At 67.5% G+C, this 17,902-nt stretch carries 16 protein-coding genes; 14 read left to right on the top strand and 2 right to left on the bottom strand.

What is annotated here, in order from left to right; genetic code table 11:
- Nucleotides 1-5 precede the first annotated feature (5 nt).
- The 14 genes from dop to AB4Y72_RS01455 all read left to right on the top strand — a co-directional run bounded on the left by dop (nucleotide 6) and on the right by AB4Y72_RS01455 (nucleotide 16,139).
- Nucleotides 6-1,616, top strand: a complete 1,611-nt coding sequence (gene dop / locus AB4Y72_RS01520; RefSeq protein WP_441424577.1) for a depupylase/deamidase Dop — start codon at nucleotides 6-8, stop codon at nucleotides 1,614-1,616.
- A 90-nt stretch (nucleotides 1,617-1,706) separates the two neighbouring features.
- A complete protein-coding gene (locus tag AB4Y72_RS01515) occupies nucleotides 1,707-1,910 on the top strand; it encodes a ubiquitin-like protein Pup (RefSeq protein ID WP_441424408.1) in 204 nt (67 codons plus the stop codon).
- An 86-nt stretch (nucleotides 1,911-1,996) separates the two neighbouring features.
- Nucleotides 1,997-2,839, top strand: coding sequence for a proteasome subunit beta (gene prcB, locus AB4Y72_RS01510; protein WP_441424407.1), 843 nt, complete (start codon nucleotides 1,997-1,999; stop codon nucleotides 2,837-2,839).
- Nucleotide 2,840: 1 nt separating this feature from the next.
- Nucleotides 2,841-3,548 carry a proteasome subunit alpha gene (prcA, locus tag AB4Y72_RS01505; RefSeq protein WP_441424406.1) on the top strand — a complete coding sequence of 236 codons (708 nt, stop codon included), beginning with the start codon at nucleotides 2,841-2,843 and terminating at the stop codon, nucleotides 3,546-3,548.
- 1 nt (nucleotide 3,549) lies between these two features.
- A complete protein-coding gene (gene pafA / locus AB4Y72_RS01500; RefSeq protein WP_441424405.1) occupies nucleotides 3,550-4,914 on the top strand; it encodes a Pup--protein ligase in 1,365 nt (454 codons plus the stop codon).
- Between the two features lie 111 nt (nucleotides 4,915-5,025).
- Nucleotides 5,026-5,967, top strand: a complete 942-nt coding sequence (locus AB4Y72_RS01495; protein WP_441424404.1) for an FKBP-type peptidyl-prolyl cis-trans isomerase — start codon at nucleotides 5,026-5,028, stop codon at nucleotides 5,965-5,967.
- Nucleotides 5,968-6,007: 40 nt separating this feature from the next.
- Complete coding sequence (locus tag AB4Y72_RS01490) at nucleotides 6,008-6,403, top strand: FKBP-type peptidyl-prolyl cis-trans isomerase (protein ID WP_441424403.1); 396 nt, start codon at nucleotides 6,008-6,010, stop codon at nucleotides 6,401-6,403.
- A gap of 116 nt (nucleotides 6,404-6,519) precedes the next feature.
- A complete protein-coding gene (locus AB4Y72_RS01485) occupies nucleotides 6,520-8,535 on the top strand; it encodes a helix-turn-helix transcriptional regulator (protein WP_441424402.1) in 2,016 nt (671 codons plus the stop codon).
- Nucleotides 8,536-8,567: 32 nt separating this feature from the next.
- Nucleotides 8,568-8,957: a hypothetical protein gene (locus tag AB4Y72_RS01480; RefSeq protein ID WP_441424401.1), complete on the top strand. Its 390-nt coding sequence runs from the start codon at nucleotides 8,568-8,570 to the stop codon at nucleotides 8,955-8,957.
- 35 nt (nucleotides 8,958-8,992) lie between these two features.
- Complete coding sequence (tatA, locus tag AB4Y72_RS01475) at nucleotides 8,993-9,262, top strand: Sec-independent protein translocase subunit TatA (protein WP_441424400.1); 270 nt, start codon at nucleotides 8,993-8,995, stop codon at nucleotides 9,260-9,262.
- 48 nt (nucleotides 9,263-9,310) lie between these two features.
- Nucleotides 9,311-10,105, top strand: coding sequence for a twin-arginine translocase subunit TatC (tatC, locus tag AB4Y72_RS01470; RefSeq protein WP_441424576.1), 795 nt, complete (start codon nucleotides 9,311-9,313; stop codon nucleotides 10,103-10,105).
- Between the two features lie 24 nt (nucleotides 10,106-10,129).
- Entirely contained in the window at nucleotides 10,130-13,081 is a 2,952-nt protein-coding gene (locus AB4Y72_RS01465) for a DEAD/DEAH box helicase (RefSeq protein WP_441424399.1), read from the top strand.
- Nucleotides 13,082-13,230: 149 nt separating this feature from the next.
- A complete protein-coding gene (locus AB4Y72_RS01460; protein ID WP_441424398.1) occupies nucleotides 13,231-14,916 on the top strand; it encodes an amidohydrolase in 1,686 nt (561 codons plus the stop codon).
- Between the two features lie 488 nt (nucleotides 14,917-15,404).
- Nucleotides 15,405-16,139 carry a polyprenol monophosphomannose synthase gene (locus AB4Y72_RS01455; RefSeq protein ID WP_441424397.1) on the top strand — a complete coding sequence of 245 codons (735 nt, stop codon included), beginning with the start codon at nucleotides 15,405-15,407 and terminating at the stop codon, nucleotides 16,137-16,139.
- A gap of 114 nt (nucleotides 16,140-16,253) precedes the next feature.
- On the opposite strand, the gene AB4Y72_RS01450 is transcribed toward AB4Y72_RS01455, so the two are convergent.
- Nucleotides 16,254-16,601, bottom strand: a complete 348-nt coding sequence (locus tag AB4Y72_RS01450) for an RNA polymerase-binding protein RbpA (RefSeq protein ID WP_026266329.1) — start codon at nucleotides 16,599-16,601, stop codon at nucleotides 16,254-16,256.
- A gap of 339 nt (nucleotides 16,602-16,940) precedes the next feature.
- Nucleotides 16,941-17,894, bottom strand: coding sequence for an SPFH domain-containing protein (locus AB4Y72_RS01445; protein WP_441424396.1), 954 nt, complete (start codon nucleotides 17,892-17,894; stop codon nucleotides 16,941-16,943).
- Nucleotides 17,895-17,902 lie beyond the last annotated feature (8 nt).

The following is a 17,902-nucleotide window of genomic DNA, read 5'->3' as shown; positions in this document are numbered from 1 at the left end:
GGGCCATGCGGGTGATGGGCTCGGAGACCGAGTACGGCATCCACGCCCCCTCGGCCCCGGGCGCCAACGCCACGATGATGTCCGCCCGCGTCATCCAGGCCTACGCCCAGGTGACCCGGCAGCGCGCTGCCGGCGGCGCTGAAACCCGCTGGGACTACACCGACGAGGAGCCGCTGCACGACGCCCGCGGGTGGACGCTGGAGCGCGCCAGCGCAGACCCCGAGCAACTCACCGACCAGCCGCCGGTCCTGGACGCGGAGGCCGTCGCCCTCGCCTACGGACGGCAGGAGCTGGAGGCCGACGGCGAGGACGCGTCCGGCACGCTGCTCATGAACATGGTGCTGGGCAACGGGGCACGGCTGTACGTCGACCACGCGCACCCGGAGTATTCGAGCCCCGAGGTGACCAGCCCCCGCGCCGCCGTGACCTGGGACGCGGCCGGTGACCTCGTAGCCTTGGCCGCGGTCCGCCGCCTGGCCGCAGACCCCGACCTGCCGCCGGTCAACCTCTACAAGAACAACACGGACAACAAGTCGGTCTCATACGGTTCGCACGAGAACTACCTGATGCCCCGCTCGGTCCCCTTCGGCGACATTGTCCGCGGCCTGACGCCGTTCTTCGTCGCCCGGCAGATCATGTGCGGTGCCGGGCGCGTGGGCCTCGGACAGGACAGCAGCCGGCCGGGCTACCAGATCAGCCAGCGCGCCGACTTCTTCGAAACCGAGGTGGGCCTGGAAACCACCATCCGGCGGCCCATCATCAACACCCGGGACGAACCCCACGCCACCGCGGACAAATACCGCCGGCTCCACGTCATCATCGGCGACGCCAATCTCAGCCAGGCGTCCAACTTCCTCAAGTTCGGCGCCACCGCGATGGTTCTCAGCCTGATTGAAGCCGGTCTGGCGCCTCGGATTGAAATCCACGAGCCCGTCGCCGCCCTGCAGGCCGTCAGCCACGACACCTCGCTCACCGCGATGCTGCGCCTGGGTGACGGGCGACGGATTACCGCCCTGGACCTGCAGTGGATCTATTTCGAGGCTGCCTCCAAGCACGCGCAGGACACCGGGGTCGCGGACGCCGTGGACGGTGACGGGCACACCCACGAGGTCCTGGAGCGGTGGTCCGCGACCTTGACCGAACTGGGCGGGGACCGGGCAGCGGCAGCATCCTCAGTGGAATGGCTCGCGAAATTGTCCCTCCTGGAGGGCTACCGCCAGCGTGACGGCCTTGACTGGAACAATGCGCGGCTGGGCCTCGTGGACCTGCAATGGGCCGATATCCGGCCCGAAAAGGGGTTGTACTACCGGTTGCTGGCCCGCGACCGGATGCAGCGCATCGTGGACGACGCCGCGATCGGCCGGGCAGTGACCGAACCGCCGTCGGACACCCGGGCATACTTCCGCGGGCGCTGCGTCAGCCGGTTCGGCGCAGACCTCGCGGGCGCGAGCTGGGACTCCGTGATCTTCGATGTCCCCGGCCGCGGCAGGCTCCAGCGCGTCCCGACCCGCGAACCGCTGCGCGGAACCGAGGCCCTCACCGGCGCCCTGTTTGCCCGGCATCGGGAGGCCGGACCGTTCCTGGCAGAACTGCTGGGACTCAGCCCGGGATCCTAGGAACAAAGCCCCCCGCGGGCGCCCCGGGCGTGGCACTATTGCTACAGGATGTCCCTTAGGAGAAAGGGACGGACATGAAGGAGAAGAACAATGGCAGGCCAGGAGCAGCAGCAGCCGCAGTCGCGGGACACTGAGATCGACGAGGACGTCCCTGCCGCGCCGCCGGGCCCGGCGGACACCCAGGCGTCGGCAGCGACCCAGGGCGTTGACGATCTGCTCGACGAGATCGACGGCGTTCTCGAGTCCAATGCCGAGGAGTTCGTGCGCGCATTCGTCCAAAAGGGCGGTCAGTAGGAGCGCCGCCGGCCGCCGGATGAGGGCGGCAGGAGGGGCTAAGAGCCGGAAGAGTCGTTGATCCACCACGGTGAGGGAGAGCGTCAGTGCAGGAAACAACAGCCAACCGCATATCAGCCAACGCGACGTCCTCATTCACCGAGCATCTGCAGCGCGAACGGCCCGACTTGATGCCTTTCGGTCACGTGCCGTTCAACCAGCTGCCCGCCACCGGCCAGGCACCCCACCCCGCGTCACCCCTCCAGGTCCCGCACGGGACCACCATCGTGGCCATGACCTACGCAGGGGGAGTGCTCATGGCCGGGGACCGCCGCGCCACGATGGGCAATGTGATCGCCAGCCGGCACATCGAAAAGGTTTTCCCCGCCGACCAGTACTCGGTGCTGGGCATCGCCGGCACCGCCGGAATCGCCCTCGATATCACCCGGCTGTTCCAGGTCGAACTCGAACACTACGAGAAGATCGAGGGAACGCTCCTAAGCCTGGACGGCAAGGCCAACCGGCTCGGCGCCATGGTCCGCGGCAACCTGCCCATGGCAATGCAGGGCCTGGCCGTCGTGCCCCTGTTCGCCGGATTCGACCGTCCCGCCGGCTTCGGCCGGCTGTTCTCCTACGACGTCACGGGCGGCCGGTATGAGGAGCAGGAACACCACGCCGTGGGGTCCGGGTCAATGTTCGCCCGGGGCGCGCTGAAGAAACTCTGGCGCCCCGGCCTCTCCGAGCAGGACGCCGTGGCCGTCGCCGTCGAGGCCCTGTACGACGCCGCCGACGACGACTCCGCCACGGGCGGGCCGGACCCCGTCCGGCAACTATGGCCGGTGGTGTACGTCGTGAACCGCTCGGGAGCCGTACGGGTGCCGGACCGCGATCTCGCCGCCGTCGCCGGCCGCATCATCGAATCCCGCGCCGTCGCCCAACGGGAGGCCTGAGATGACCCAGCAGTTCTATGTCTCGCCCGAACAACTGATGAAGGACCGTGCGGATTTCGCACGGAAGGGCATCGCCCGCGGTCGTTCGGTGGTCGTCATCAGCTGCCGGGACGGAATCGCCCTCGTGGCGGAGAACGCGTCCCCGTCGCTGCACAAAATCGGCGAGATCTACGACAAGATCGCATTCGCCGCCGTCGGCAAGTACAACGAGTTTGAGAGCCTGCGGCAAGCAGGGGTGCGGTATGCCGATGTCCGCGGCTACTCCTACGACCGCGAGGACGTCACGGCACGAGGCCTGGCGAGCGTCTACGCGCAGAGCCTCGGCGCGGTCTTTACTGCCGAGCAGAAACCTTTCGAGGTGGAACTGGCTGTGGCAGAAGTCGCTACGATCCAGGAAGAGGACCACCTGTATCGGCTGACCTTTGACGGGTCCATCGCCGATGAACACGGATTTATCGTGATGGGCGGCCAGGCGGACAAGGTGTCGGAAGCGGTCGCGGCGGGCTGGCGGGGCGAACTCGACTTCGCCGGGGCTATCCGGCTGGCCCTCGCCGGTCTCGTGGCGGACAAGGAAACAACCACGTTGCCTGCATCGGCGCTGGAAGTCGCGGTGCTGGACCGCGGCTCGGAAAGCGGCCGCGGCAGTCGCCGGGCCTTCCGGCGCCTGGAGGACGCAGACATCGTGGCACTGCTGGCTGAGGAGAAGTGAGATGGACAAGCGCATTTTCGGCATCGAAACCGAATTCGGAATTTCCTATTCAAGTCCGGAGTCCAGGCCGCTGGCGCCCGAGGAGGTGGCCCGCTACCTCTTCCGCAAGGTGGTCAGCTGGGGGCGGTCCTCCAACGTCTTCCTGACCAACGGTTCGCGCCTGTACCTGGACGTCGGATCGCACCCGGAGTACGCCACGGCCGAGTGCGACGACCTCGCCCAGCTGATTGCCCACGACCGCGCCGGGGAACTGATCCTCTGCGACCTCGTGGACGAGGCCCAGGAACGGCTGGCAGCAGAGGGGTTCAACGGCACCGTCTACCTGTTCAAGAACAACACCGACTCCGCCGGGAACTCCTACGGCAGCCATGAGAACTACCTCATCCCGCGCCGCGGCGAGTTCTCCCGGCTGGCCGAGATCCTCATTCCGTTCCTGGTGACGCGCCAGCTGATTGCCGGCGCAGGCAAGATCCTGAAGACCCCGCACGGGGCCACTTTCGCTTTCTCCCAGCGGGCCGACCACATCTGGGAGGGCGTCTCCTCCGCCACCACCCGCTCCCGGCCCATCATCAACACCCGGGACGAGCCGCACGCGGACGCGGAGTTTTATCGGCGCCTGCACGTGATCGTGGGTGACTCCAACATGTCCGAGACCACGGCCATGCTCAAAATCGGCACGGTGGACCTGATCCTGCGGATGATCGAGGCCGGGGTGATCATGCGCGACATGCGGATGGAAAATCCAATCCGCAGCATCCGGGAAATCTCCCATGACCTCAGCGGCCGGGCACTCGTGCGGCTCGCCAACGGCCGGCAGCTCACGGCCCTGGAAATCCAGCGCGAATACCTGACCAAGGTGACGGCATTCGTGGCCGAACAAGGTGCGCACAACGCGCACGTGCCGCTGATCCTGGACCTCTGGGGGCGCACCTTGGACGCCATCGAAAGCGGCGACACGAGCACGATCGATACCGAAGTGGACTGGGCCATCAAGAAGAAGCTCATGGACAACTACCGCGAACGGCACGGGCTCGGCCTGGACGCTCCCCGGATTGCGCAGCTGGACCTGACGTACCACGACATTTCCCGCAGCCGCGGCCTCTTCTACCTGCTGCAGGCACGCGGAGCCGCCCGCCGGATAGTGGACGACACCGCGGTCAAAGACGCGGTGGACGCCCCGCCGCAAACGACGCGGGCCAAACTCCGCGGCGACTTCGTCCGGCGCGCCCAGGAGCTCGGCCGCGACTACACGGTGGACTGGGTTCATTTGAAGCTCAACGACCGCGCCCACCAGACCATCCTGTGCAAGGATCCGTTCCGGAGCGTGGACGAGCGGGTGGATGCGCTCCTGGACTCGATGGGCTGATACCCAGCTTGGCACGTTATTCTGAGGTAGGGCCGCCTCGCGGCGGCTGCTTTCTTTGCCGCGGGAAACCGAACGGCACTGAGTCCACCCTGCCTCGACGAAAGTTTCTAAGTGCGCCGACTACTAGCAATTCTTCTTCCCGGACTGCTGCTGCTGACCGCCTGCGGCGGCGGCAGCGGCGAAGCGTCTTCCTCTCCGGAGCCCACCAGCCAGTCCGCGGGTGAGACCGCGAAGCTCGACTCGGTCAAGATCACGGAGAAGGGTGACAAGAAGGCACCCGCTGTCGAATTCACCAAGCCGCTCGACGTCAAGGAACCCACCGTAAAGGTGGTCACCGAGGGCAGCGGCGACCGGGTCAAGGCCAACCAGATCGCCGACATCTCGATCATCGGTTTCAACGGCACGGACGGCTCCACCCTGGAAGACACGTTCCCGAACGATCCCGAGCCGCTGGAACTGAATGACGAGCTCAAGACCAGCAGCCCCGTGATCTACAACGCTTTCGTGGGCGCCAAGGTTGGCTCCCACCTGGCCCTGGCCGTCCCCGGCCAGGCCGCGGCCCAGGGCGCCCCCGCCAAGCCCACGCAGCTCCTGATCGTCAAGGTTCTCGCTGCCAAGGACGCTCCGCCGGTCCTGGACAAGCCCCAGGGCGACGCCGTCACCCCGCCGGCAGGGCTGCCGACCGTGAAGGACAACGCCAAGGGCGTCCCGGAGATCTCGGTCGCCGGCGTCAAGGCACCGGCCGCGCTGATTTCCCAGGACCTCATCAAGGGCAAGGGACAGGCCCTCAAAGCGTCGGACACCATCACGGTCAACTACGTGGGTGTTGCCCTGGCCAGCGGCAAGATCTTTGATTCCAGCTTTGACCGCGGCAAGAAGGCCACCTTCCCGCTCACCGGCGTCATCAAGGGCTGGACCCAGGGCCTGACCGGCAAGACGGTCGGCTCCCGCGTCCTTTTGGTGGTCCCGAAGGCCCTCGCCTACGGTGATAAGGGCCAAGGCGACGCGAAGGGCGACCTCGTCTTCGTCGTCGACATCCTCGGCGTCAAGTAATCCACCGCACTCAGCACACGTCACCCCCAAAGGAGCAACCATGTCATTTGGACAGCGCAACCTCGACCGCGAGAAGCCGGAAATTGAATTCCCCGAAGGAGACGTCCCCACCGAACTGGTCATCACCGACCTGATCGAAGGGGACGGCGCCGAGGCCAAGCCCGGCGACACCGTGTCCACCCACTACGTGGGCGTTGCCTGGTCCACCGGCGAAGAATTCGACGCTTCCTGGGGCCGCGGCGCGCCGCTGGACTTCCGGGTCGGCGTCGGCCAGGTCATCCAGGGCTGGGACCAGGGCCTGCTGGGCATGAAAGTCGGCGGCCGCCGCCGCCTCGAAATCCCCTCTGAGCTGGCCTACGGATCACGTGGCGCCGGCGGAGCGATTGGGCCCAACGAAGCCCTGATCTTCGTCGTGGACCTGGTCGCCGTCCGCTAGGGGACGTCACACGGACCCTGCCGGTCCGGCGCGAGCGCGGTAACAATCGGAAAAGTTCTTCCGGCTGTTGCCGCGCTTTCGCCATTTTCCGGGACCGGCTTTAGTACCCTTGCGGGGTGTCCGCCTCACGTACAGAACGCCTCCTGAACCTGCTCATAGCCCTGCTCAACACCAAGTACGGCCTACGCCGCAGCGAGCTGCGGGAAAAGGTCTACCACGACACCACCAGCAGCGATGTCGCCTTCGGCCGCATGTTCGAACGCGACAAGGGCGAACTCCGGCACTTTGGCTTCGACGTCGAGACCGTGACGGACAAAGGTTGGGGCTCAGACGACCCCGCGACCACCCGCTACCGGATCGGCAAGGAATCGAACCGGCTGCCCGATGTCAGCCTGACGCCTGAGGAGTGCACGGTCCTCATCCTCGCGGCGCAGCTCTGGGAGCATGCCGCCCTCGGCTCCGCCGCCGTGGACGCGGTCCGCAAGCTGCAGGCCGCCGGCGGCCTCCTTGACGCCGAACTCCCCTCCGGGGTCCAACCGCGCATCCGGCCGGCCGGGCAGGCCTTCGAGGACCTCGTGGCCGCGATCCACGCCCAGCACCCGGTCAGCTTCAGGTATGCCGCCGGGAGCACCGGCACCGAACAGGACCGGCTTGTGGAACCCTGGGGGCTCGGCAGCCGCTTCGGCCAGTGGTACCTCGTGGGCCACGACCGGGCGCGCGGGGACAAGCGGTTCTTCCGGCTCTCCCGCCTGACCTCCGCCGTGACAGTGCTGGAGAAGGAAACATTCGCGCCTCCGGCCGGGTTCAATGTCCGCGCCGAGCTGGCCGGCCTGGCCGAGCTGCCGGTGCAGACCGCCGTCGTCGACGTCGAGCACGGACGCCTGCTGGGACTCCGGAAACGCGCCGTGCCGCAACCGGGCAGCGCCGGCGGGAACGGTCCACAGGAGAACGTCACACAGGAGAACGTCGGGGCCGCCGCCGGCACCGACCGGCTCATGGTGCCGTTCCGCGACGCCGAGACGCTCGGCGAGGAACTGGCCTCCTACGGTCCCCGGGCCAGGGTGGTCTCGCCTCCCGATCTCGCCGCCGCTGTGCGCCGCCGCCTCGCCGCCGCCGCCGAGTTCGCCGCCCGGCCGGTTCCGGACGTGGCCTTCCCCGCGGCCGGGCGCGCCGTCCGGCCGCGCAGCCGGACGTCCGAGGACCAGCTCAAGCGGATGCTGCAACTTGTCCCGTTCCTTGTCCACAACCAGGGGCTGCACATCAGCGAGGTCGCCGCCAGGTTCGGGATCACGCGCAAGGAGCTCGAGGATGACCTGCGGATCCTGATTTGCTCGGGCCTGCCCGAAGGCTACCCCGACGATTTGCTGGACATCCAGTGGGACGATGACCACGTCTTCATCACCCAGGCCCTCGACCTGACCCGTCCCGTGCGCTTCACCGTCGACGAGGCCTGCGCCCTCCTGACCGGGCTGGAAACCCTGAACGGCCTGCCCGAACTCGCCGAAGGCGGCGCGCTCGAATCCGTGACGCTCAAGCTCTTGGCCGCGGCGGGGGAGGAGGGGCTCAAAGCGGCCGCTCTCTCCGGACCCGAGGTGGCTCCGGGCAACTCCGCCATCCTCGAGACCGCGCGCACGGCGATCCGCTCCGGCGCCCAGCTGCACCTGGCCTACTTCTCGCCGCAGCGCGACGCTGTCTCCGAACGTGACGTAGACCCGTTGCGGCTCTATTCGCTGGACAACACGTGGTACCTCGAGGCGTACTGCCACTCCGCCCTGGGCCTGCGCAACTTCCGCCTGGACCGGATCGAGGCACTGGCTCCCAACGGCCGGCCGGCGGCCGGGACGGCGCGGCCGGTGGACGGCTTCCCGGTGAAGCTCTTCACGCCGAACGACGACGACACGCTGGTGGTCGTGGAACTCGCCCCCCGCGGCACGGGCCTGGCCGACGACTACTATGCCGAACGGACCGCGGCCCTGCCCGGCGGCGGCATGCTCGCGGAAATCCGGTTCGGCAGCACGGACTGGCTGCCGATGCTGGTGGCCCAGCACGGCGGCATGATGCGGATCCTGCAGCCCGGCGGACTCGCGGACGCATCCCGGGAGTGGCTCGCCGCCGCCCTGGCGCAATACTAAGACTCGCCGGGCTGCCCGATAGACTGGTCAGCATGCCTTGGTGGTCCTGGATCCTAATTTGGATAGCGCTCGTCGCGCTGTCGCTGCTGTTCTACGTCGTGCTCGGAGTGCGGCTGTTCCGCAAATTCACGACCACGCTCCGGGAGTTGGGTGAAGCAGCGGACCGGTTCTCCAGTCTGCCGTCGCCGGCGGGGACCAGTTATGGATCCGGCACGGACGGCGCCGGCCCCGGAGTGGAAGACGGCGCGGACGCTGCCTCCCGGCCGGCTCCCGGCATCGCAGTTTTTGCCTCTCCCGCCCGGATGCGGCATGCTTACCACGCATCCAAGTTGTCCCGGCAACAAACCCGTCGGTTGCGCCGCATCCAGCGCAAGAAGGACCGCGGGCAGCCCCAGGCGCTGCGCGACATCGAATTGGGTTAGACATAGGATGTAATCAAACGAAAGGACCTTCTGACATGAGGCTTGAAGGCTGGCATCTCATCATCATCATTGTTCTGGCATTGGTGCTCTTCGCTGCACCGAAGCTGCCGGGGATGGCCCGCAGCCTGGGCCAGTCGATGCGCATTTTCAAGTCGGAAGTCCGGGAAATGAAGAAGGACGGCACTCCCGACGCCACGGATGACTCCGGGCCGGTCGAAGGCCGGGTTATCAACCACCCCAGGGCCGGCGCACCGGAGAGCCGCACCGGCGACGGAACCGACGTTCCGCCGTCGACCCGCGCCTAAGACCGCATGGCAGTAACCATGAGCCGTCGATCGAACCCCGAGGGGAGGATGGCGCTCCTCGACCACCTGAAAGAGCTGCGCAACCGGCTCTTCAAGGCCGCAATCGCCGTGGTCATTGGGACCGTGGTGGGCTTCGTCGTCTACCAGCCGTTTCTTGCCGCTTTGACCAAGCCGATCCGGGACCTGAATGAACAGCAGGGCCGCGAGGCCACCCTGAACTTCGACGGCGTCGCGAGCTCGTTCGACCTCATGATCCAGGTCTCCGTGTTCCTCGGCCTGATCATCGCCAGCCCGGTGTGGCTCTATCAGTTGTGGGCCTTCATTGTCCCCGGGCTGCACAAGAAGGAACGGCGCGTGGCGCTGTCCTTCGTCGCGGCGGCCGTGCCGTTGTTCGTCGGCGGCGTGCTGCTGGCCTGGCTGGTGCTGCCGAACGCGGTGCGCGTCCTGACCGAGTTCACACCGGCGGGCGGCTCCAACTTCATCAGCGCCCAGGTGTACCTGACCTTCGTGCTGCGGCTGCTGCTGGCCTTCGGCATCGCGTTCCTGCTTCCGGTGGTCCTGGTCGGCCTGAACCTGGCCGGCCTCGTCAAGGGCCAGCAGCTCCTGAAGAGCTGGCGGATCACCGTGTTCCTGGTGTGCCTCTTCGCCGCCATGGCCGCACCCGGCGCCGACGCCACGAGCATGTTCTACCTTGCCGTGCCCATGCTGGCGCTGTTCTTCGCCGCCATCGGGCTGTGCCTGCTCAACGACCGCCGGCGCGAACGACGCGCCGTCAAGCGGGATGCCGAGACCGAAGCAACCGCCGACCGGGCCACCCCCAGCTCCGAGCTGGAGAATCTCTAGGCTTTCGCGCATTAGGCTGGAAGCATGTCGTCACACCCCGGGCCGGAGTCCCCGTCCGAACGTTACCGCGCCAGCGTAGAGCGGGCCGCCGAAGCCAAGACCTACCTGGGCGGCTTCATTCGCTCGCTTGAATTCGAACTCGATGATTTCCAACGCGAGGCGTGCCTGTCGCTGCAGGCAGGCCGGGGGGTGCTGGTGGCCGCGCCTACCGGCGCCGGAAAAACGATCGTCGGGGAGTTCGCCATCTACCTCGCCCTCCAGCGCGGGCTCAAGGCGTTCTACACCACCCCCATCAAGGCCCTGAGCAACCAGAAGTACGCCGAGCTGGCCGCCAAGTACGGCGCTGCCCAGGTGGGCCTGCTCACCGGCGATACCAGCATCAACGGCGACGCTCCCGTGGTGGTCATGACCACCGAGGTGCTCCGCAACATGCTCTACGCCGATTCCGATACCCTCGTGGACCTCGGCTTCGTGGTCATGGACGAGGTCCATTACCTCGCCGACCGCTTCCGCGGTGCCGTGTGGGAGGAAGTCATCATCCACCTGCCCAGCGAAGTCCAGGTAGCGTCCCTCAGCGCCACGGTCTCCAACGCCGAGGAGTTCGGGGCCTGGCTCGACACGGTCCGGGGGCAGACGGACGTGATCGTCTCCGAACACCGCCCGGTGCCGCTGTGGCAGCACGTGATGGTGGGCCGGAAGATCGTGGACCTGTTCGCCGGCGACACCAGCTTTGACGAGATCGCGCCGTCTGTGGAGGCAACGGCCGACGACGCGGCAGGCCGGACCGCCGCGGGCGGAGTCGCTGCAGGCAAAGGAATTGCGGCCGATGCATCCACGCCCGCCGTCACAGCGGCGCTGCCCGGCCGGAACGGCTTCGAGGTCAACCCCGAGCTTCTCTCCATGGCGCGTGCGGAGAGCCAGATGAATTTCCGGGGCCGCTTCGGCCACGGCGGCAGGAACCAGCGCCGGCAGCAACGCAGCCAGCGGGACGAACCGCAGGGCGCCCAGCGCAGCCCGGTACGGAAGGCCAGCAGGCCCCAGGTCATCGCCAGCCTGGACCGGCAGGACCTCCTGCCGGCCATCACCTTCATCTTCTCGCGCGCCGGCTGCGACGCGGCCGTGGCCCAGTGCGTCTCCGCGGGACTGTGGCTGACCAACGAGCGCGAACAACTGATCATCGCCCAGCGCGTCGACGAAGCCGCCCAGGACATCCCCTCCGATGACCTCGATGTGCTCGGCTTCTGGAGCTGGCGGGACGGCCTGCTGCGCGGCCTTGCAGCGCACCACGCCGGGATGCTGCCGACCTTCAAGGAGGTCGTGGAAAAGCTCTTTGTCGACGGGCTCGTCAAGGCCGTCTTCGCCACCGAGACGCTCGCTCTTGGCGTCAACATGCCGGCCCGCTGCGTCGTGCTGGAGAAGCTGGACAAGTTCAACGGCGAGGCGCACGTCAACATCACGGCGGGGGAGTACACCCAACTGACGGGCCGTGCCGGGCGCCGTGGCATCGACGTCGAGGGGCACGCGGTGGTCCTCTGGCAGCCGGGCACCGACCCGGCCGCCGTGGCCGGCCTCGCCTCACGGCGGACCTACCCGCTGAACTCGAGTTTCCGGCCCACCTACAACATGTCCATCAACCTGCTGGCCCAGTTCGGCAGGGCCCGTGCCCGGGAGATCCTCGAATCGTCCTTTGCGCAGTTCCAGGCCGACCGTTCCGTCGTCGGGCTGGCCCGTCAGGTCAGGAGCCGGGAGGAATCCCTCGCCGGGTTCAGCAAGGCCATGACCTGCCACCTGGGCGATTTCACCGAATACGCGCGGCTGCGGCGTGCCCTTGCCGACGCCGAGAAGACCGCCTCCAAGAGCAGCTCCAGGGCCACGAAGTCGCTCACCGAGGACTCCCTGAGCCGGCTGCTACCTGGCGACGTGGTGGACGTTCCAGGCGGCAAGTCGCCTGGCTTCGCGGTGGTGCTCAGCTCCGACCACGAATCGCGGGAGCCACGGCCTGCCGTCATGACGTTGGACAACCAGCTGCGCCGGATCGGCCTGCACGACGTGGAAGGTCCTTTGGCGCCGATCACCCGGATCAGGATTCCCAAGTCGTTCAACGCGAAGGTCCCCAAGTCGCGCCGTGATCTGGCGTCCTCGGTCCGCAACGCGATCCGCGAGCACCGGCCGCCGGCACCTCCGCGCCGCGACGACGACTTTGGCCGGTCCGCGGCCGCGCCCAACCAGGAGAAGCGGATCGCCGAGCTGCGCCGGGAGCTCCGCGCGCACCCCTGCCACGGGTGCAGCGAACGCGAAGACCACGCCCGGTGGTCCGAACGCTGGTGGAAGCTCCGCCAGGAAACGGACGGCCTCATCCGGCAGATCCAGGGCCGGACCAACACGATCGCCAAAACATTCGACCGCGTGTGCGGGGTCCTGACGGGCTACGGCTACCTGGAAACCTCGGACACCGGCGTGCTGACCATCAGCGCGGACGGGCAGCGGCTGCGGCGCATCTACGGCGAAAAGGACCTGCTGATTTCGCAGTCCCTGCGGATGGGCGCGTTCAACGACCTCGACGCCGCCGAGATCGCCGCCCTGGCCAGTGCACTCGTATACCAGGCCAAGCGTGAGGACCGCGGCCTGCGGCCCAAGATGCCGAGCGTGTCCCTGGAATCGGCCGTGGATACCGTGGTCCATGAATGGTCGGCACTGGAAGATGTGGAAGAAGCCAACAAGCTGCCCCTCACCGCGGAGCCTGAACTGGGCCTCGTCTGGCCGATCTTCAAATGGGCCAAGGGCCGGCATCTCCAGGACGTACTGAGCGGCACCGACCTGGCCGCAGGTGATTTTGTCCGCTGGGTGAAACAGGTGATTGACCTCCTGGATCAGCTGGCCGATATCCCGAACCTGGACCCCCGGGTGGCGCGGCTGTGTGCGGAGGCCATCAAACTCGTCAAACGCGGCGTCGTCGCCTATTCCTCGGTGGCGTAAGGGGTCGCAGCCACCGCGACCAGGCCGTGCAAGGGCGCCGATCCGGCTGCGCACCCTCCCACCGAACCGTATTTCTAACGCGTAGTTCTAAACGTATTTCGAACCCGCCGGCGCTGATCCGGCCACCAGTTACAAGGAGTTCCCGCCCCATGACCGATTCGCCGGCCGCCCCTCGCAACGTCACGCTCTACCGCAACGGCTCCGTCTACACCGCCGCCGATCCGTTCGCCACCGCCATGCTGGTCGACGGCGACACCGTCGCCTGGGTCGGTTCCGAGCAGGCCGCCACCTCCATTGCAGACGCCTCCATGAACGTGATCGACCTTCAAGGCGCGCTCCTGGCCCCCGGTTTCGTCGATTCCCACGTCCACCTGACGGAGACCGGCATCGCGCTGGACGGGCTCCAGCTGGGCGGCGTACGCTCCGCCGCTGAACTACTCGACGCCGTCGCCGCTTACGCCGGCTCCGCCTCCAGCGCGGGCGGCACCGTGCTGGGCCACGGGTGGGACGAGACCACGTGGGCCGAACCCGCGCTGCCCTCCCGGGAGGAGCTCGAACGCGCCGCCGGTGGTCGCGAGGTCTTCCTGTCCCGGGTGGACGTCCACTCGGCCTTGGTCTCGAACTCGCTGGTGACGGCGGCCGGGCTGGAGGGAATGGACGGCTACGCCGCCGGCAGCCAGGTCAAACGCGGTGCGCACACCGCGGCCCGGCTGGCAGCCCGCCGGCTTCCTGCCGGCACCGTGCACCGCTACCAGCGGCGGGCCCTCGCGGAGGCCGCCGCCAACGGGTATGTGGCCCTCGCCGAGATGGCGGCCCCGCACATCGGCGGCGTCGAGGACCTGCGGGTCGCGGCGTCCTGGAACGGCACCGCCGGCGGGGAACCGGGGTCCAGTCCGGCTGACGCCGCGGCAGTGCCGGAGATCCTGCCGTATTGGGGCGAGCTTTCCTCCTCGGCGGATCATGCCCGGTCCATCCTGGACGGCCTGGGCGTACCGGTCCTGGGCCTGGCGGGAGACCTCAACATCGATGGATCGATCGGCTCCCGGACCGCCTCGCTTCGGGCCGACTATGCGGACGCGCCGGGGGAGCGCGGCAGCCAGTACCTCTCCGTGGCCGAGGCGGCCGCCCACCTGGCGGCGTGCTCCCTGCTGGGCATCCAGGCAGGATTCCACGTGATCGGTGACGCCGGCCTGGACGCAGCCTTAGACGCCCTCGACCTTGCCGCTGCCGAGGTGGGGGAGCAGCGCGTCCGGGCTGCGGGACACCGCCTCGAGCACGTCGAGCTCGCTGATTCCGCGGCCATCAGCCGGCTGGCCCGCTACTCCGTCACGGTCAGCGCCCAGCCGATCTTCGACGCCCTCTGGGGCGGCGGGGACAGCCTGTACCAGCAGCGCCTCGGTTCCCGGCAGCAGGGCATGAACGCATTCGCAAGCCTCTACGCGGCCGGTGTGCCGATCTGCTTCGGCAGCGACAGCCCGGTAACGCCCCTGCGGCCGTGGTCCAGCGTGCGCGCCTGCCTGGAGCACACAAATACGGCCGAACGGATCTCCGCCCGCGCCGCGTTCCTGGGCCACACGCGGGCTGGCTGGCGCGCCGCCCGGTACCGGAACCCCATGGCTGGACAGCTGGTGCCCGGGGCCCCGGCGAGCTTCGCGGTCTGGGAGGTCGAGGAACTCATGGTCCAGGTTGCCGACGGCCGGGTGCAGTCGTGGAGCACCGATCCGCGCGCCCGCACACCGCTGCTGCCGGCGCTGGACACAGGCAACGATCCCGTCTGCCTCCAGACGGTGCGTGACGGCCAGGAACTCTACGCCAGCGGCGCCCTCGGCGCCTGAACCTGCCGCCGCCGTCGGGCGCGCCCCGGCCACCCCATCCGGGTCCGTCATCCAACCCGTTCGTCGGGCCGCGGGACCGAAACATGGGCACCCTGGACCCGGCCCTGAGCTGGGGCGATGGACGAAACGGCAGGTCACGGCTCGGTTGACAGATCCGGGTGCCCCCGTAGCATTGAGGTTCAACGGAGGGTTGCGTACGGCGCAGGCTCCGGCAGTCCCAGGTACATTCCAGGTTGCCGCACCCGCGGGAGCTTTTCTGGTCATGGCCACGGGCGCCCCGAGGGGGCGGGTCCACTTCGCAGCAGAAAACGGTTCCGGCGCCCCAATTCGGGGCCTGCCGGAACTGGCCCGAGGCGAGTGGACCTGCCCGGCGGGGCCCGGCGAACCGGCACGGCCGCGCGACTCCCTATAATGGGAAGTTGCGCCTGGAAGTCTACGACGATTCTCTGCCGGCGTACCGACCGCTCCCTTCAAGGAAAGGCCTCGCTGTGCGTGTCCTCACCATCATCCCCACCTACAACGAGCTGGAATCGTTGCCCAAGACCCTCGGTCGCCTGCGCACAGCCGTGCCTGCCTCCGATGTGCTGGTTGTCGACGACAACAGCCCGGACGGCACAGGAGCGCTGGCGGATCGCATGGCCGCCGAAGACAGCCAGGTCCACATCCTGCACCGGGCCGGCAAGGCCGGGCTCGGCGCCGCGTACATCGCGGGCTTCAAGTGGGGCCTGGACGCCGGCTACGACATCCTTGTGGAGATGGACGCCGACGGCTCGCACCAGCCCGAGCAGCTGCCGCAGCTGATCGAGGCCGTTGAACAGGGCGCGGACCTCGCCATGGGGTCACGCTGGGTCCCCGGCGGCAGCGTCGTCAACTGGCCGCTCTACCGGCAGGCCATCAGCCGGGTCGGCAGCACCTACGCCCGCATCATGCTGGGCGTGAAGATCAAGGACGTCACCGGGGGGTTCCGCGCCTTCCGCCGGACGACTCTGGAGAAGCTGAACCTGGATGCGGTGGACTCGGTCGGCTACGGCTTCCAGGTGGACCTGGCCTGGCGGGTGGCCAAGCTCGGCCTGACAATCGTGGAGCGTCCCATCACGTTTGTCGAACGTGAGCTCGGTGCGTCGAAGATGAGCGGCAACATCGTAGTGGAAGCCATGATCAACGTCACCAAATGGGGCCTGACGGCCCGCTGGAACAAACTCCGGGGCAAGAAAGAGGCCTAGCAGCCCGGCACGGCGCCGGACCGCAAGGCGACGCACATAAAAAGGGACCGGACCCGCAGTTCACTGCGGGTCCGGTCCCTTTTAGCTGGCGCTGCCAGCTGGTTCGCTGGCCGCTTAGGCCGAGCGGCGTTCGCCGCGGCGTTCGCGCAGGATCGTGAGGCGGTCTTCGAGGATCTGCTCAAGCTCCGGGAGGCTGCGGCGTTCCAGCAGCATGTCCCAGTGGGTGCGCACTGCCTTTTCGTTGCTGTTGACGGGGCGTTCGCCGTCGACAAGCAAGGCCTCTTTGCCCGTCTTCGAAACCCAAACCGGGGGGATTTCGGCTTCCGAGGAGAACGTCACGAACACCTGCTCGCCGTCCTCGCAACGGTATTCAACCCGCTGGCGCGGAGCCGGTTCGACGCCGGATTCGGTCTCCATGCTCTGTGCGCCAAGGCGCATACCCCGCAGGCTGCGATCGCTCATCTTTTCTCCCTCTATTCGGTTCGCAGGGTCCAGCCCTGCGTTATCCGGGGACCGTCAGGCGCCGGATATCTGGTTGCACTGCGCTGCCCTGTGACTGGCCCGTGTTCCGGGGCCAGATGACAGCCACCAGTGAACAAAAAACTGTTTGGCACGTCAATGGAATCAACGCTGTGCGAAGCGTTTTTGTTCCGGTCGGCTGAACCGGCCGGACAAATATTCAAGTATACGTGAGTGGTGTGCCTGAGGTAAAGCGGGTACCGGGACGGCAGGAATCGCGCATCGACTACGCGCTGGAGCGCCACAAAAGCTGGCGGGCCTGCGGGAATTGCGTACGGAGGCCTAAAGCCGGCTCCCCGGGTTTTCGGCGCCATTGGGGGATGACTGCGGAGTGACCTCCGACGTCGACGCCGCCTGCTGTTGCGTACCGGCACCCAGGACGCTGCCGATCCCCTTTAGTGCCTCGCCCACCTCGCTGGGGATGATCCACAGCTTGTTCGAGGTGCCCTCGGCGATCTTCGGGAGGGTCTGGAGGTACTGGTAGGCCAGCAGCTTGGGGTCCGGGTTGCCCTTGTGGATGGCGTCGAAGACCTTCTGGATGGCCTGGGCCTCGCCGTCGGCGCGCAGGATCGCGGCTTTGGCGTCGCCCTCGGCTTTCAGGATGGAGGACTGGCGCTGGCCTTCGGCGGTGAGGATGGCGGACTGCTTAGTGCCTTCCGCGGTCAGGATGGCGGCACGGCGGTCACGTTCGGCCCGCATCTGCTTTTCCATCGAATCCTGGATCGAGTGCGGCGGATCGATCGCCTTGAGCTCAACCCGGGAGACACGGATGCCCCAGCGTCCGGTCGCTTCGTCCAGGACCCCGCGGAGCTGGCCGTTGATCTGGTCGCGCGACGTCAGCGCTTCCTCGAGGTTGAGTCCGCCGACGACGTTGCGGAGCGTCGTCGTCGTGAGCTGTTCCACGGCCTGGATGTAATTGGCGATCTCGTACGTCGCGGCCCGGGCATCGGTGACCTGGAAGTAGACCACGGTGTCGATCGAAACCACCAGGTTGTCCTCGGTGATAACGGGCTGCGGCGGGAACGAAACCACCTGCTCACGCAGATCCAGCAGGGGCAGCAAGCGGTCCACGAACGGGATGAGGAGGGTGAGGCCGGGATTCAGGGTGCGCTGGTATTTACCCAGCCGTTCAACAACACCGGCCCGGGCCTGCGGAATGATCCGGACGGATCGGACCAGCACAATAATGACGAACACAATAAGTACCAGCAGCACAATTGCGACTGCGATATCCATACATCACC

The sequence above is a fragment of the Arthrobacter sp. YAF34 genome (assembly GCF_052113245.1).
Taxonomy (GTDB): Bacteria; Actinomycetota; Actinomycetes; order Actinomycetales; family Micrococcaceae; genus Arthrobacter.
This window is presented reverse-complemented; position numbering and strand designations above follow the sequence as displayed.